This is a genomic window from Microbispora sp. GKU 823 (genome assembly GCF_002027145.1).
Classification (GTDB): domain Bacteria; phylum Actinomycetota; class Actinomycetes; order Streptosporangiales; family Streptosporangiaceae; genus Microbispora; species Microbispora siamensis.
In genome coordinates, this window is record NZ_MWJN01000003.1 from 36841 (window position 1) to 52873 (window position 16033).

Genomic DNA, 16033 nt, shown 5'->3' on the forward strand with positions numbered 1-16033 from the left:
CCCGGCGTTCGAGCGTGGACTACGGCCACGTCGCCAGCGCGCAGTGTCGTTGATTGTGAATCTTCCGTCGTCATCGTGCCGATGAGGGCCGGCCGGGAGCATCGGCCGCCCTCCTCGCGAGCCGTGCGTGATCGTGTCACGCACGGTCCCGCCTCCATCCGAATCCCTGATCCCGCGTGTCGTGGTGCCCGCGGCGGGCGGAATCGACCTTGAGAGCAGCCGCGACCTTCCGGAGGTTTGCCATGACGGAGACTCTGCTCGGCCCCGGCCTCGACGCCGACGACTACAAGCGCGGGCTGGACGCCGACGGCTACAAGCGCGCCCTCGCGGTGCACGCGGCGGGAGTCGTCGTGATCACCGCGGAGAGCGGGGGAGTGCCGGTGGGGTTGACCGCCACCTCGTTCTCCTCCGTCAGCCTGGACCCGCCCCTCGTCTCCTTCTACGTGGACCAGGCGTCCACCACCTGGCCGTCGCTGCGCGCGGCGGACCACTTCGCCGTCAACGTCCTGGCCAGCGACCAGGCCGATGTCGCCGCCCGGTTCGCCCGCAAGGGCGTCGACCGGTTCGCCGAGCCCACCCGGTGGCGTCCGGGACCGCTCGGGGCGCCGCTGCTCGAGGACGTCTCCGCGCACCTGATCTGCCTGCCGTACGAGCGGGTCGGCGTGGGCGACCACGTCCTCGTCGTGGGGCTGGTCACCCAGGCCGAGGTGCGCGGGCCGGGGCGTCCGCTGCTGTACCACCAGGGCCGCTTCGGCCGGTTCATCGCCCACCCGTGATCCCGCTCCGCACGAACATCCGTCCCGATCTGGAGGACCGTCTGTTGACCACTCGTAAGCTCTTCTACGCGGAGACCGGACGCTCCGAGCGGCACGAGGCGGTGGCCTCGTGAGCTCTCTCGTGGTGCTGGTCGGCAATCCGCGCGGCGGTTCCCGGACCCACCTCGCGGCCGTGGCGGCGGCCGAGGCGGTGGGGCGCCGGATCGGGCACGAGGCGCCGCCCGAGGTCGTGGACCTGTCCGCGATCGGGCCGCACCTGTTCACCCCCGGCCCTTCGCCGACCGTGGAGGTGGCGCTGGAACTGGTCGCCGGAGCGCAGGTGCTCGTGGTGGCCAGCCCCACCTACAAGGCCACCTACACCGGGCTGCTCAAGGCGTTCCTCGACCGCCTCCCCGGCGGCGCGCTGACCGGGACGGTGGCGCTGCCGCTGCTGGTCATGGGCTCCCCCCGGCACGCGCTGGCCGTCGAGCTGCACCTGCGTCCCGTGCTGGTCGAGCTCGGCGCGCTCGTGCCCAGCCCCGGGCTGGCGCTGCTCGAGGCCGAGATCCCCGACCTCGACCGGGTCCTCACCGACTGGACCGATCGCGTCGCCGCGCAGGTGGCCGCGGCGCTGGAGAGGCGGGCGACCGCGTGACGACCACCCACGCTCCCGTTTACGCGAGCCCCGCCGACGTCGCCGCCTTCGGCCCTTACGGGCCGGGCAGGACCGACCGGCCGGGACCCCTCTACCCCTTCCAGGGCCGGATCACCGCCGACGGTTCCGGCGGCCACCCCGCCGAGCCCGGCCGCTACCACCTGTACGCCGCGTACGTGTGCCCGTGGGCGCAGCGGGCGGCCATCGTGCGCGACCTGGCCGGGCTGAAGGACGTCGTCTCGCTGTCGTACGTCGACGACGAGCGTGACGCGCGCGGCTGGGCGTTCCGGGAGCGGCGCGGTCCCGACCCGGTGAACGGCTTCGCGCTCCTCGCCGAGGCGTACGACGCCACCGAGCCCGGCTATCCCGGCCACATCTCGGTGCCGGTGCTGTGGGACCGGCGGACGAACCGGATCGTGAGCAACAACTACCCCGACATCCCGGTCGACCTCGGCACCCGGTTCGCCGAGTGGGCCGACTCGGGCCTGGACCTCTATCCGGAGGACCTGCGCGACGAGATCGAGGCCCTGGACGAGGAGATCGCCCGCGACCTCGCCCACGGCGTGCACGGGGTGGCCAGGGCCGCCACGCAGGAGGAGTACGAGCGGCGGCGCGGCGAGGTGCTCGCCGCGCTCGACCGCCTCGACGCCCGCCTGGCCGACCGGCGTTACCTGTTCGGGGACCGCCTCACCGAGTCCGACGTGCAGCTCTGGGTGGTCCTGGTCAGGTATGACCTGCTGCACAACCCGCTCGCCGGGATCGGCGAACGGCCGCTGACGGACTATCCCAACCTGTGGCCGTACGCGCGCGACCTCTACCGGCTCCCGGCGTTCCGGGAGACGACCGACTTCGCCGCCCTACGGCTCACCACCCGGCCCGCCTACCGGGGCGACGGGCCGGTGCGGATCGCGGTCGAGCCCCGGGAGGCCGACTGGGACGAGCCGCACGGGCGCGGCGCCGACCGGGCAGGGCAGGTGACCGCCCGCCGCGACGCGGCCGCCGGCGGGTCTTAATGAGGTGCGGCGGATAAGCGGGTTTTGCGAGTCTGGGACGCATGCAGGCGACCCTGACCGTGACTCCCGCGCAGCTTCCTGAGGTGCTGCTGCACGTCGCCGTCGTGCGCCCGGTGTTCCTGTGGGGTGCGCCGGGCATCGGCAAGAGCTCCCTCGTCCGCGCGTTCGCCGACTCCCTCGGCCTCGACTGCGTGACGCTCCTCGGCACGCAGCTCGCTCCGGAGGACCTCATCGGCGTGCCGCAGATCGTCGGGGACCGCAGCCGGTTCGCCCCGCCGGAGACGATCGCGAGGCAGGAGCCCTACTGCCTGTTCCTGGACGAGCTCAACGCCTCCTCCCCGGAGGTCCAGAAGGCGTTCTACTCGCTGATCCTCGACCGGCGCATCGGCACGTACGAGCTGCCTGCGGGGTCGGTGGTGATCGGCGCGGGAAACCGGGCGACCGACAACGCGCTCGCGAGGCCCATGCCGTCCGCGCTGGTCAACCGCATGATCCACGTCCATCTGCGGGCCTCGGCCGACGACTGGCTGAGCTGGGCGGCCACGAGCGGCATCCACCCCTGGATCGTCGACTACCTCGTCCAGCGCCCCGACCACCTGTGGAGCGCGCCGCCCAAGACGGAGGAGCCGTTCTCCACGCCGCGCGGCTGGCACATGCTGTCCGACGCCATGCACTCCTACGGTGAGGGGCTGGACGACGAGACGCTGGGCATGCTGGCCTACGGCACGCTGACCGCCGCGCACGCCTCGGCCTTCCGCGCGTACGTGAAGACGGTGCGGCACGCGTACGACCTCGACGCCGTGATCAAGGGGGACGCGGGGTGGCCGCGCCGGCCCGAGGACCGCGACCTGCTGTACTTCCTGTCCGAGACCTTCCGGGCCCGGCTGGTCAAGGAGCTGCCGCAGTCGAAGGAGCACGCCTCGCCCGCCGGCCGGCAGCTCGCCTTCCGGGCCAAGAACCTGCTCGTCGAGCTGGCGGGGATCTCGCTCGAATGCGCGCAGCTCGTCATCGCGGCGGGCGACGACGGCGCGCCGGTGCTGCCGTCGTGGTTCCTGGTCGAGGTCGGCCGCGACCTGCCGCGCCTGGCCGCGGCCCGCACCTGAGGCGGCGGGGGAGCCGACGTGCCGCGCAAGAAGCAGAAGAAGGCCGACCCCTGGCGCGACGCCGTGCTCAAGGGCTGGGAGGAGGTACGCTCCCACCCGCTGTTCCGCCACCTCGGGGGCTACCTGTACGCGGAGGACGAGCACGTGCTGCCCCACGACCGGTGGGCCTACATCACGCCGGACGGCGGCGTGCACCACCACCCCAGAAGGCGCGCCGAGGCGGGCGAATGGGCGTGGGTGTTCGCGCACTGCCTGCTGCACGCGGGATTCGGGCACCTGGACCCGCGCAACGCCCTGCCCGAGGACCTGGACAAGGAGCACACCCCTCGGTGGGAGCAGCCGCGGCGCGCTCCCCGTCACCCGTACCTGGCCGCGTGCTGTCTGAGCGTGGACAGGTTCCTCGCCACCCTCAAGATCGGCACGGCGCCGGAGCCGCGGCCGCAGGTCTTCCCGCCGGAGGACGAACGGACGCTGGCCGGTCTGTGGCGCACGTCCGGGGTGCCCGCCGAGTTCGACGTGCCGGCCTTCCCGGATTTCTTCGCCGGCACGGTCGAGACGGCCAAGGCCCACGACTACGAGGAGGCGTTCGCGCTCGGGGGTCGCGCCGCGGCGGCGACGGCGATCGAGGTGGCCGGAGGCGCGCGCGACTCCGTCCGGAGCGCGGTGAAGAAGCCGTGGGACCACGCGCTCGGCTGGTTCGTGTCGTCGTACCCGCTGCTGGGGGCGCTGGCGGCGGGCATGACGATCGTGGCGGACGCCGATCTCGCCCGGGGCTGGGACATCTCGGTGGCCGCGGTCAACGCCGAGGCGGCCGAGATCTACGTCAACCCGCTGGTCTCGATGACCGCCGAGGAGTGGCGGTTCGTGCTGGCCCACGAGATGCTCCACGCCGCGCTGCGGCACGGTGAGCGTACGGGCTGGCGGGAGCCGTACCTGTGGAACGTCGCCTGCGACTACGTGGTCAACGGCTGGCTGGTCGAGATGGGCGTGGGGGAGATGCCCGAAGGGCTCCTCCACGATCCGGACCTGCGCGGGCTGTCCTGCGAGGCGGTCTACGACCGGGTCGCCCGCGACCTGCGCCGTCTGCGCAAGCTCGCGACGCTGCGCGGGCGCGGCCTGGGCGACGTGCTCGGGCAGCCGCTGCCGCGTCCCGGCGCGCCCGGACGCTACGTGGACCTGGACGAGTACTACCGCAACGCCCTCGTCACCGGCCTCGCCTACCACCACAGCGGGGGCAGAGGCACCCTGCCGGCCGGCCTCGAGCAGGAGATCCGGGCCCTGGACCACCCGCCGCTGCCCTGGGACGCGGCGCTCGCGCGCTGGTTCGAGGAGCACGTCCCGGCCGTCGAACGGCGCAGGTCCTACGCCCAGGCCTCCCGCCGCCAGTCCGCGACGCCGGACATCCCCCGTCCGGGGTGGCTGCGGCCGGAGGAGATGGTGCGCCGGGCCACGTTCGGGGTCGTGCTCGACACGTCGGGATCCATGAACACCCGGCTCCTGGGCAAGGCGCTCGGCGCCATCGCGTCGTACGCGACCGCGCGCGACGTGCCGCGCGCCCGGGTCGTGTTCTGCGACGCCGTCGCCTACGACGCGGGATACCTGCCGGTGGAGGACGTCGCGAGCAGGGTCCGCGTGCGGGGACGCGGCGGGACGATCCTCCAGCCGGGCGTGGACCTGCTGGAGCGGGCCGAGGACTTCCCACGCGACGGCCCGATCCTGGTCATCACCGACGGGCAGTGCGACGTGGTGCGGATCCGCCGCGAGCACGCGTTCCTGATCCCCGAAGGCGCCTTCCTGCCGTTCGCCCCGCGCGGCCCGGTCTTCCGCATGAGGTGACGGGAGCCTCCCGCGCCCGCGCCCGGTTCCGCCGGGCGCGGGCGCGGGTCACGGACGGCAGCGGTCCGGGTCGGCGCGCAGGAAGGCGTTCCGGTCCGTCTTCACGGTCTCGTCGCCTCCCGCCCAGGCCAGCACCTGCCCGCCGCCGAGACCCGCCAGGTCCGCCGCCGTGAACGGCACCCTGCCCCGCAGGTTCCGGCCGTCCACGAAGCCGTTGACGGTCGCGACATAGGGCACGCCCTCGCGCAGCGCGGTGAGGCTGTCGTCGGTGGACCGCCAGCCCTCGGGCGGCGCACGGAACGCCCGGACGTCCCGCACCGCCGCGCCGGCGCCGCCGTTGTGCACGCTCCAGGTGAGCGTGTCGCCGCCCTCGGTGTCCTCCAGGACCGAGAAGTCCCGGGCGGCGTAGCCGGGGCAGTCGGCGAGCAGCAGCCTGACGCCGCCGTCCTCGGCGCGTTCGACGGCGAGGACGCCCTTGGGCGCGGGCGTGCCGTCGCACGCCGCGGTGAAGAAGGCCAGGGCGGTCAGCGCGACCGCCGCATGCCCGAGCCCCGGCCTTCTTCCGCGCATCATCGTGGTCCTCTCTATCTGATTTCTAGCTCACCGGGCCCCAGTGGAGGGGTTGCCATTCGACGTAGCCGCCCCACCAGAGGTTGGCCCCGACCTCGAACTCGTTGGCGGCCACCTTGCTGCCGGTGGTCCGCTGCGAGTACATGGTGGCACCGGCGTAGGCCGCGATGAACTGGGTGGCGTCCCTGAAGCGCGCCCACTGCTCGGAGTGCACGGCCTCGTGCTTTTCGAGGTTGGGGCCGTACTTGTCCGCCGTCTCCCGCCCGGCGACCCGTGCGATGTCGTCCCTGGTCTGCTTCTCGTCCCGCAGCCGGCTCTCGAACTCCTTCTTTGAGTGCGGGTAGAAGTGGACGTCGCCGACCGTCATCGGCTGGTCGCCACCCGGAGAGCCGCCGTAGCAGACGTACTGCAGGGCCCGCTTTTCACACCCCTCGCTGGCGAAGATCTCGTACGTCAGCGCCAGCGCGTTCGCTCCGTTGAAGTTGTTGTTCCAGTGGAACGGGTGGACGAGCAGCGCCTTGAACAGGTTGACGCCGTTGTCGCGGTGGACCGGCTTGCAGTGGCAGCCGCCCGCCGGAGGCTTGGGCGACGGGCCGGGGGACGGCCTCGGCGTCGGGTAGCTCTTCTTCTTGTGCCTCCGATGCTCGGCGCCCTTGGCGGGGTCGACCTTGCCCGTCTTCGGGTTGTACCCGACGTCCGCCTGCGTCTCCTTGTCGCAGTACTTGAGGTCGTACTGGCACGAGTTGGGCCGCGAGCCGATCTCCTCGCCCGTCGGGTCGCTGAACGTGACGGGGTTGTTGTTGCCGTAGGAGTACCCGTTGAGCGACTGGGCCTGGTCGGTGGACAGCACCGGGTCCACGCTCAGGAACCTGCCGGCGACCGGGTCGTACATGCGGGCTCCGACGTAGGTGAGCCCTGTCGCGGCGTCGGCGGGCTTGCCGAGGAACCCCTTGTCGTCGGGCCAGGCGCCGCCGACCGTGTCCCCGCGCGGCGCGCCGAACGGGGTTGTGAAGCGCTTGCTGATCGCCTGACCGGCCGCGTCGACCGACAGCGAGGAGGTGCCGTGCTGGTCGCCGGCGAGGAAGGAGACCGCGTTCTTCCCGGCCTGCGTCGTGCGCACCGCGATCACCTGCGTGTCCGCGGCGTAGAAGCGGCTGGCCCAGGTCGTGACGGTGCTCCCGGTCTTCTTCGAGTGGATCTCGGTGGCGCCGAGGTAGAGCACGCTCTCCCCGTCGCCCACCGCCCGGCGGATCAGCAGCGCACCGTCGGCGTCGTACAGGTAGGCGGTCTTCTGCGTGCCCTGGGTGAGGGTCGCGATGCGGCCCTGCGCGTCCCAGGTCAGCACCTGGCCGTTGCGCCCGGTCGTGTTGCCGGACTTGTCGTAGGAGTAGGTGGCGGTCGCGCCCGTGCAGGAACCCGTGACGACCGCGGTCAGGGCGTGCCGCCTGGCGGTGTCGCCGTAGCAGTACGCCGAGGTGGTGGCGGTGGAGCCGGTGTACTTCGTCTCCGTCGCCCGCAGGCCCGAGGTGTTGTAGGTGTAGGCGGTCCGGTACGGCGCCGCGCCGCCCAGCGTCTTGCCGGTGCAGTCGTCGGTCGCCGGCGTCCACGCCTCGGTCAGCCGCCGCTGCCCGTCGTAGGCGAAGCACTGGATGTCGCTCTGTCCCGCGCCGTCCTGGGTGGGGGTGTCGGCGATCTCGGTGACGTTGCCCGCGTCGTCGTAGCGGTAGGTCAGGTCCTGCGGCTTGACCGGCGTGGACTGGGTGGTGACGAAGGACCGCTTCAGCCGGTCGGTCCCCTCCTCGTAGCTGTTGTTGAGGAAGGTCTTCTTGGCCTCCGTGGCCCCCGACAGGCCGAGGGTGAACTGCAGGGGCTGGCCGAGCGCGTTGTAGTCGGCCTTCTGCAGGTAGTCGGTGGTGCCGGTCACCCCGGCCACCTGACCGGTCGGCGTGTAGGTCAGGCTGATCTTCTCCTCGGCCAGGCCGCCGGCCGCGGGCTCGGTGGAGCTCTTCAGCGTGCCGTCGAGGTTGTAGTCGCTGCCGTAGATGTAGCTGGTCTTCGCCGCCCCGGACAGGACCATCGGGTCGTTCGGGTCGATGTCGATCTCGGTGCTGGTGGCGCGGTACTGGCCGTCGTACGCGAGGACCTTCTTCGTGTACGCCTTGCCGGAGACGCCGCCGTCGTAGCTGGTGGACGAGGCGAGCCGGCCCTTGGCCACGGTGTCGTAGGTCCAGGCGGCCAGCTTGTTCGCGTCGGTCCGCGACTCCGACCACAGCCCGGTCTTTCGGCCGAGCTCATCGTAGCCGTACAGCAGGACCGTGCCGTTCGCGCCGGTGACCGTGTCGGTCTGGTCGAGTGCGGTGTAGCGGACGGTGCTGGCGCCCTTGTCCGGGTCGCTGATGCCGGTCTGCCGTGCGAACAGGTCGTAGGTGTAGGACCACTTCGCGCCGTCGGGACCGGTGACGGTGAGCTCCTTGCCGTCGGGCCGGTAGGCGAAGGACGTGGAGGTGTATCCGCTGGAGGACAGCGCGCCGTACTCGGTGTCGGCGGGGGAGGGCGAGTTGTACTCGCGCCGCTCGACGGTGCGGTCGAGCGCGTCGGTGATGGTCCGGACGGCCGTGCCGCCGGTCAGCGCGCTGACGGCGATGGAGTCACCGGTGTAGGTCGTGGTGGTCGTCCACTTCTCCACGCCGTACGACAGGAACGTGCTGCGGATCTGCCGTCCGGCGCCGTCGAAGACGATGTTCGTCTGCTTGGGCGCCTCGCCGTACTCCTCGCGGGTGTAGGTGGCGTTCGGCGTCTGCTTGGAGTCGAAGATGTCGGCGTAGGTCTCGTAGGCCAGGCCCCGCGAGTCGTAGCGGGTGTCGGTCAGGAGCCGCCCGCCGTTCGGGGTGGGCTTCTGCGTCTGCATCGGCCGCAGCAGCGAGTCGAAGATCTCGTACGACCAACTGGCCGTGGTGGACGACTTGACGGTCGAGGTGCCGATCGCGGGCGCCTTGCCCCGCTCGTACACGTAGGAGTAGGCGTAGGTGGGGGTCTGCCCGCCGTCCTTGCTGCGGTCCGGCAGCCACACGCCGGTCAGCCTGCCGAGCGCGTCGTAGGTCTGCTCGGTCTTTCCGTTGTTGGGGTCGTAGGTGCGCACCGGAAGGCCGCGCGTCCCGTCGAGGAACGTCGTCACCTTCTGCTGCTTGGCGTTGGTCTCCACCTTCTTGGTGAGCACCCCGGCGCCCGTCGGAGTGTAGGCCGTGGTGGCGGGGTTGCCGCCCGCGTCGGTCACGGTCAGCGGCCTGCCCAGCGTGTCGTAGGTGGTCGACTCGGTGCGCTGCCAGCCGGTCGGCGGGCGGTCGTCGCCGGTGACGGCCGAGGGGTAGCCGGTGGCTCGTCCCGTCCACGTGGCGTCGCCCTTCACCGGCTTCTGGCTCGCCGACCAGCCGGTCGCGGCGGTGTTGTCGTACACGGTGGCGGTGTCGGACAGCACGTCGCCCGAGGTGTCGGAGTTCGCGGGCAGCGACAGGTCGGCCTCCTTCACCGAGCAGGCGCGGCCGACCACGCGGGTGCGGGAGACCAGCGAGTTCAGGCCCTTGGCGTCGTCACGGGCATACCAGGTGCGGGTGCAGGTCTCGTCGCCGCTCTTCGCGGTGTCGCCCGTGCTGTCCTGCCTGACCGCCATGCCGTACGAGTCGTACGTCGTGGAGGTGGTGACGGTGCGCCAGGTCTTGGGGACGGTCAGATAGGTGTGCTCCGAGGTCTTGCCCATGCGCACGTAGTAGGCCTCGGTGTCGGCGTACGACTTGTGCTGGGTGGCGGTCTTCGCCGACCACGGCTCGTTGACCGTCACGTCGACCGGGTCGGCCCCGTCGTAGGTGACCTCCTCGCGGGTGAACCCGGCGTACTGCTCGGAGTCGGTGAGGTCGGGCACGTCGAGACCGGCGACGTCGAGGCCCGGCACGGTGGCGGCGCGCCGCCTGTCGGGATCGACCGTCCTCGGGTCGGCCGACTTGAGCAGCCGGTCGCCGTTCATGCCCTGCAGGTACACCTCGACCGACGTGGTGCGGGTGCCGTCGGCGTCGCCGACGTACGTCGTGACCTTCTGGTAGCCGCGCCACAGTGACCAGGTGCGCTCGTCGGCCGGGGTGAACGGGCTGTCGTTGTAGCGCCAGCCGGGCGTGGCGTACTCGTAGGCGTACTCGACGAGCGGGTTGTGCCCGGCGGGGTCGGCGATGTTCACCGCGAGCACGCGGTATTTGTTGAACCAGTCGATGGAGGCGTCGGTGGCGCCGTTGATGTGCCAGAACTGCGGATAGCAGGACAGCGCGTTGTCGTCCTCGGCCTTCGGCATCTTCGAGCCGCGCACGCACTCGGGCTCGTTGTAGCTGACCGTGGTGATCGCGCCGGTCTCCGAGGTGACCGTCTCGACGCGCGGCCTGGTCAGCGGCAGGATGTTGCCGCCTCCCGGCTGGGTGCCGCCGGCCACGCGGTTGGGCCGCATGGCGTAGGTGAACGAGACGGGGTCGAGCGTCAGCGGCGTGTCACCGGCCGAGCCCGTCCGCACGATCGACATCAGCGACAGCGTCTGGTCGGCGGAGCTGCCGATGTCGCCGCCGTCCAGGTACTTCTGCGTGAACGCCCACGAGTCGACCGGCTTGTACTCGGTGCCGGACAGGACACTCGTCTCGATCTTCACCAGGCGCTTGCGGCTGAAGAAGGCCGGGCTCTCGGCGTGGCAGTCGTCCTTGTTCGCGTCCTTCTTGCAGATGGCGTCGAAGGGGACGTCGGGCCAGTTCTCCGCGGTGTCCTTGGTGAGGCTGCCGCAGTCGGAGGCCGTGCAGCGCTCGGCGTAGGAGAAGGCGACCTTGTAGGGCGCGTCCACGGTGAACAGGGTGTCGGACCGCTGCCCGTAGAGGATCTTGTCGAGGTAGCCGCCGCGGACGTAGGAGGTGGTCGCGGTGTCGGACTTGTTCTTCCGGTAGTAGTTCGTCTCCGCCGTGTACCAGTAGGTCATGGCGTTGCCGTGGGTGTCCTCGGCGTAGTCGAGGTTCCACCGCCACGCCTGGGTGACGGAGCGGCCGGCGAAGGCGTCGCCCTTGTCGTAGCCGGGCTCGCCGGAGTCGTCGCCGTACACCGGGACCGTGAACACCGAGTCGGTCCGCTGGGTGCCCGCGCCGCTCAGCTTGTTCAGGCCGAAGACGTACTTGGTGCCGTCTCCGGTGATGACGGTCCAGTACTCGCCGTCGTCGTCGCCGTTGTCGGCGCCCGTGGAGTGGACGACCGTGGAGGCGTCGTCGTTCTTCAGCCGCCACTTGCCGCTGGTGTCGTCCTTGACGAGCTCGGTGGCCTTGCCGTTGAGGACGAGCGAGGCGTTGTCGTACTTCCAGCACAGGTCGTACTGCTTGTCGTGGCCGTCCTCGCGGCAGGTGCCGAACTGGCGGTCGATGTAGGAGGTGGCGGCGGTGTCGAAGCCCTCGCCGATCGAGGTGCCCTGGTTGTTGGTGGTGGAGGTGCGCCCGTCCACGCTGCCCGAGTCGTACGACAGGTCGAGCGCGGGCGCCGGACCCGCCGCCGGCTCCACCGGGGCGATCGGGTAGGACCAGGTGAAGGAGCCGGAGTTGCCGCCCGCCTCCCAGGTGGACGACGAGGAGAGCGGGGTGGCCGCGTAGTTGCCGCTGCCGTCCGCCGCCTCGCCGCCCTCACCGGGGGTGTCGGCGGTCACGGCCAGCACGGCCGGGGCGGCGTCGAACGCGACCGGCGCCGAGAGGGTCTGCGCCGCGGCCTCGTTGTCGGTGTCCAGCGGGGTCCGCGTGCGGCACTCCTCCCGCTCCGGGGTGGTCGCGGCGCAGGCGGGCAGCCGCACGAGGCGCAGCCGGCCGCTCCACCCGCCGCCGTACGCCGAGGCGAAGGCGGCGTAGCCGACGCTCAGCGTCGCGGTGCCCGGGGCCTGCGCCGACGCGGTAAGCAGCACCCCGTCGACCCCGGCCGCCTCGGCGGCGGCGCGGTCGAGCACCCGCACGCGGGCCGTCCGCGAACCGGCCGACTGCGCGTCCGGTGCTTGCGTGTCCGGGGCCTGCGGGGAGGCGGACGTGCCGGGTGCCGGGGCGGCGGCCTTCAGGCTCACCGGGAGCCCGCCCACGCTGACGCTCCGGTCGCCGCCGATCGGCACGTCGGCCTCGCCGGCCTCCGGCCACCGGGCGGCCTCGCGCTCCTTCGCGGCCCGGTCGGCGGCGGCGTCGTTGCGCGCCCTGGACGCGGCGACCCGCTCCCTGGCCTCCTTCGCCCCGCTCGCGTCCATGGCCCTGACCTTGCTGGACCGTTGTTTCTGCACGGGAGGGGCACCGGGTGGGCCCTGTGCTGTAGAGACAGTGGCGGCCGAGGCCGCCGTCACCCCGACGGGTAACGAGACCACCACCGCCAACGCGGCCACCAGGGCAGCACGAATTCCGGGCCGACGCATGACCCAACCTCCTCGAGAGGACAAGAGAGAACCCGCGGATCAACCGGGGGAGATGCGGGAGGTGCGGGGACCGGCGGGCCGGTCCCCGCACCTCCGTCAGTCGCCGATGACGGCGTCCATCTGGTCGGAATCGGCCATGGCGCCCGCCCACAGCCGCAGATCGGTGATCCTCGCGGGGAGGAAGTGACCCCAGGAGGTCGCACTGAAGCCCTTGCCGGCCGCGAAGTCGCCCGACCCGGGCACGGCGGTGTAGGCCATGTCGAGGTCGTTCTGCTCGTGGCCGACGTAGAGCCGCACCACCCGCCCGTTCGCCGCCAGGGCGTCGTACACGCCGGTCAGGCGGACCGGGCTGTCCAGACTGGCCGGGGTGTCGGAGCTCACCCAGGTCTTCGTGCCGTCCTTGTTGACCCGGCCGAAGCGCCAGAAGCCGACCGGGACGCTGATCTCGTTCCCGTCGTCGTCGAGCTGCGTCTCCTTTCCGGTCAGCTCGAACCACAGGCCCCAGGACGAGCCGTCGGCCGTACGCTGCCCGGCCACCTGGCCGACGGTCCCGATCGGCTTCGCGAGGATCTTGTCGCGGTCGAGCTCGACCTTCACGGTCACCGTGAACGAGCCGGTGTCGTCCACGATCGGGCCCGCGGTGGTGGCCGCGTCGTCCACGCCGTCCAGCACCAGGCCCTCGCCGTCCAGCGACGCCCCGCCGGCCAGCGCCAGCGCCCGGCCGTAGCCCGACAGCGAGTCGGGCAGCTGCGCCCCGGCGGCGCCCGCCGGGTCCCAGTCGGCCACCAGTTCCACGTCGTTGCGCCCGGACGCCGGGGACTCCGACCGCGCCTCCGTCGCGACCTCCTCCGGGGTCAGGACCCGCTGCCAGGCGGCCACCTCGTCGATCGAGCCGGGGAAGTAGAACTGGAAGACGTTGGCCCACTTGTAGCGGCCGATCTCGAACGGTCCCGTGGCCGACCACATGCCGGGCACGGTGGCGGTGCCCTGCGGCACGCCGTTGACGTAGAAGCTCAGCTTCTGCGTCGCCGGGTCGTAGGTGCCGGCCAGGTGGGTCCAGACGTTCGCCATGGACGTGCCGTTCTTGCCGCAGACGCCGTAGTAGGCCTTGCCCGTCGCCTCGTCCTTCTCCTTGACCCCGAAGCAGAAGGCGCCGTAGTCCTTCTCGTGCCAGAGCAGGAAGGGGCTGTAGCCGCCCGAGCCGTCCTGCGACAGCACGATGCCGTCGTCGCTCACCTTGTCGAGCCGCACCCAGGTGGCGACCGTGTAGGCCGACCGGGTCTCCAGCACGGGCCCGGACGTCGCCGCGTACGCCGACGTGCCGTTCAGGCCCAGCCCCTTGTCGACCTTCGGGGTGGTCAGCGCAGTGCCCGCGTCGTCGTACCAGACCTCGCCGCGGCGTCCCCGGGCGTCCCGTACGGCGCCGCCGGACAGCGTGGCGTCGTGGTGTCCGGTACCCCGGTCGACGGCGACGCCGGAGTCCTCGTCGAAGTGCCACCTGCCGACCGGGCCCGCGCCCGCGGCGACGAGGAAGTCGATGACCGTGGTCGCGCCGTACCTGCCGACGTTGTCCTTGGCCCGGACGTACAGGCTGTACGTCCCGGCGGCCGGTGGGGTGATGACGGCCTTGGCCGTGGCGCCCGCGACGTCGGACGACCAGGTCGAGCTGGTGGACGCGCGGTACTGGTAGGCGACGTTGTTGGTGTCACCGGAGGCCGGGCCGAAGGTGACGGTGGTGCTCTGCCCCGGCCCGCCGGCCGGCGCGCAGCTCGTGGTGGTGCAGGCGGTGTACGGCGCGCCGAGCGTGACCACCGGCGCCTTCGGCGCGGTCGGGTCGACCTTGAAGTAGCACCAGCCGGCGCTCAGGTAGCTGCTGGTCCCGGCCAGCCACTTGGTGTAGTTGCTGTAGTACGAGCGCGTCCACGAGTCGTAGCGGTAGAGCACCCCTTCCGACAGCGTCGGCGCGTCGGCGGTCACCTTCACGTTGTCGCCCACGTGCCCGGTCGTCGGCCGCTCGATCGTGGAGAAGGCCTGCGTCCAGGTCCCGTCGCGTTCTTCTTCTGCACGTAGAACGCCCCGCGCAGCATCGCGCCGGACTCACCGCCCGCGAGGGTCTGCGGGATGGTCGCCATGGTGGGCGTGGGGTCGGAGACGACCGCGGGCGCCGACTCCTTGGTCTCGCAGACGGTGCCGGAGCCGGTGACCAGGCCGACGCCGGTCGGCACCCCCGGCATTCCGACGTAGTCGACGACGAGCACCGCGTCGTTCCTGAACCGCTTCCAGGCGGAGGTGTCGCCCTCGTCGTGCGCCCGCAGCTCCAGCGTGAGCTTGGAGAACTTGCCCGCCGCGAAGTCCTTCACGGTCGGGGTCAGGTTCTCGTTCGTCTCCTCGGGGTTGTCCTTGAACTCGATCGGCGCGGTCGGCTCGTCGGGATCGCACGCCGAGCCGCGGCCCGCCGACACGTTGCGGTCCACCATCCAGTCGAGCTCCTTCGGCCGGCCCGACCAGGTGGTGGACGACGTGAAGTTGTTCGTACGGACGAGGTCGACCCACCGGGGGTCGCACTGGAACGCCCAGGGCTCGGTGATGCGGAACGCCGCGCTCAGCACCTGCTTGCCCTTGAGACTGGCGGGGGAGAACTGGAAGTACAGCCGCTGGGTGTATCCGGGCCCGCAGTAGTAGCCGTTCCAGGTGCCGCAGTGGCCGACGCCCTCACCCTGGTTGTTGCTGCCGTTGCCCCAGTTGTACGACTTGTAGCCGTCCGAGCGCAGCAGCGTCCTATCGGTCTCGCCCCACGTGACGGTCGGGTCGATGTAGACGGGGTAGGCCGACTCGTCCTTCTGCTTCAGCAGGCCGGCGTCGGGGACGAGCGTGAGCGTGTCCTTGCCGACCTCGATCGGCAGTTCGGCGTGCCCCGCCCGGGGGCGGGACCGTCGGCGGCCTGCCCCTCGTCCGAAGGGGCGCTCGTCTCCGGCGCCGCCTGCGGTGTCGCCGGTTCCCCCGCGGTGGGAGCGCCTTGGGGAGCGCCGCCCTTGGCTGCCGGGGCCGAGGCGGACGGGGTCGCGGAGGCGTCCTCCGCCGTGACCTGCCCGGCGGCGGGGTTCCCGGTGGAGTCCCACATCGCGGCCGGAGGCGAGGTGAAGACCTCGGTGGCGTTGCCGTCGGTGGCGGACATGCCGCCGTCCGCGGTCTCCTCCACCTTGAGCCCGGACGACCTGACGGCGTACCGGATCCGGGCGAGCGCGGGGTTCTCCGCGGCCTGCGGAGTCTTGACGATCAGGACCTGGCGGAAGCCCTCGGTCGTCGCCGTCATCCTGAGGTCCACGTCCGGCAGGACGTTCGGGTACGTGGCGTTCGGACCGTCGAGCACCGGCGCGGGCAGGGTTCCCGGCCAGCCCAGCGCGAGGGTCGGCCGTCCCTGGTCATCGTGACGAGGTTCCCGCCGTCACCGCCTCCGGAGAAGGAGATGCCCACGGCGGCGGCGGCCGGCCCCACGCTTCCGTCGGCGCGCCGCTGCAGCGTCGCGTCGGGTGACACCCACGCCCCGTCCGCTCCCTTGACCCGGACGGGGGTGGTCGACTGCTCCAGCCGGAACGACTCGCCGTCCGGATTGGCATAGGTGGTGGTGAACTCGGTCCGGGCCTCGGTCACCTCGA

Annotated in this window: 10 protein-coding genes; 6 read left to right on the forward strand and 4 right to left on the reverse strand. The window is 71.7% G+C overall.

All coding sequences use genetic code 11. The features are described from left to right. Positions 1 to 242: 242 nt before the first annotated feature. The 5 genes from B1L11_RS03010 to B1L11_RS03030 all read left to right on the forward strand — a co-directional run bounded on the left by B1L11_RS03010 (position 243) and on the right by B1L11_RS03030 (position 5362). Positions 243 to 776: a flavin reductase family protein gene (locus B1L11_RS03010; RefSeq protein ID WP_079312964.1), complete on the forward strand. Its 534-nt coding sequence runs from the start codon at positions 243 to 245 to the stop codon at positions 774 to 776. A 109-nt stretch (positions 777 to 885) separates the two neighbouring features. Then, complete coding sequence (locus tag B1L11_RS03015; RefSeq protein ID WP_079312966.1) at positions 886 to 1410, forward strand: NADPH-dependent FMN reductase; 525 nt, start codon at positions 886 to 888, stop codon at positions 1408 to 1410. Next, positions 1407 to 2423 (forward strand): glutathione S-transferase C-terminal domain-containing protein, encoded by a 1017-nt coding sequence (locus B1L11_RS03020; RefSeq protein ID WP_079312968.1) that lies wholly within the window; start codon positions 1407 to 1409, stop codon positions 2421 to 2423. Before B1L11_RS03015 ends, B1L11_RS03020 begins: the two co-directional genes overlap by 4 nt. Positions 2424 to 2464: 41 nt before the next feature. Continuing rightward, entirely contained in the window at positions 2465 to 3526 is a 1062-nt protein-coding gene (locus B1L11_RS03025) for an AAA family ATPase (protein ID WP_079312970.1), read from the forward strand. A gap of 18 nt (positions 3527 to 3544) precedes the next feature. Continuing rightward, positions 3545 to 5362, forward strand: coding sequence for a hypothetical protein (locus B1L11_RS03030; RefSeq protein ID WP_079312972.1), 1818 nt, complete (start codon positions 3545 to 3547; stop codon positions 5360 to 5362). Between the two features lie 48 nt (positions 5363 to 5410). Here the strand turns inward: B1L11_RS03030 and B1L11_RS03035 are convergent, their stop codons facing one another. From B1L11_RS03035 to B1L11_RS47875, 4 genes are all read right to left on the reverse strand, one after another. After that, complete coding sequence (locus B1L11_RS03035; protein ID WP_079312974.1) at positions 5411 to 5935, reverse strand: hypothetical protein; 525 nt, start codon at positions 5933 to 5935, stop codon at positions 5411 to 5413. A gap of 22 nt (positions 5936 to 5957) precedes the next feature. Continuing rightward, positions 5958 to 12215 carry an RHS repeat-associated core domain-containing protein gene (locus B1L11_RS03040; protein WP_218670861.1) on the reverse strand — a complete coding sequence of 2086 codons (6258 nt, stop codon included), beginning with the start codon at positions 12213 to 12215 and terminating at the stop codon, positions 5958 to 5960. Positions 12216 to 12473: 258 nt separating this feature from the next. Further along, complete coding sequence (locus B1L11_RS47870) at positions 12474 to 14372, reverse strand: LamG-like jellyroll fold domain-containing protein (RefSeq protein ID WP_218670862.1); 1899 nt, start codon at positions 14370 to 14372, stop codon at positions 12474 to 12476. Next, positions 14357 to 15496 (reverse strand): hypothetical protein, encoded by a 1140-nt coding sequence (locus B1L11_RS47875; protein ID WP_218670863.1) that lies wholly within the window; start codon positions 15494 to 15496, stop codon positions 14357 to 14359. Before B1L11_RS47875 ends, B1L11_RS47870 begins: the two co-directional genes overlap by 16 nt. Between B1L11_RS47875 and B1L11_RS47880 the strand changes: the two genes are divergently transcribed. Next, entirely contained in the window at positions 15485 to 15808 is a 324-nt protein-coding gene (locus tag B1L11_RS47880; RefSeq protein WP_218670864.1) for a hypothetical protein, read from the forward strand. The two genes, B1L11_RS47875 and B1L11_RS47880, sit on opposite strands and share 12 nt — an antisense overlap. Positions 15809 to 16033 lie beyond the last annotated feature (225 nt).

Excerpts from the sequence above, each read along its gene's own strand:
- B1L11_RS03040 (WP_218670861.1), bottom strand. The coding sequence starts at position 12,215 with ATGGACGCGAGCGGGGCGAAGGAGGCCAGGGAGCGGGTCGCCGCGTCC.
- B1L11_RS03035 (WP_079312974.1), bottom strand. The coding sequence starts at position 5,935 with ATGATGCGCGGAAGAAGGCCGGGGCTCGGGCATGCGGCGGTCGCGCTG.
- B1L11_RS03010 (WP_079312964.1), top strand. The coding sequence starts at position 243 with ATGACGGAGACTCTGCTCGGCCCCGGCCTCGACGCCGACGACTACAAG.
- B1L11_RS03025 (WP_079312970.1), top strand. The coding sequence starts at position 2,465 with ATGCAGGCGACCCTGACCGTGACTCCCGCGCAGCTTCCTGAGGTGCTG.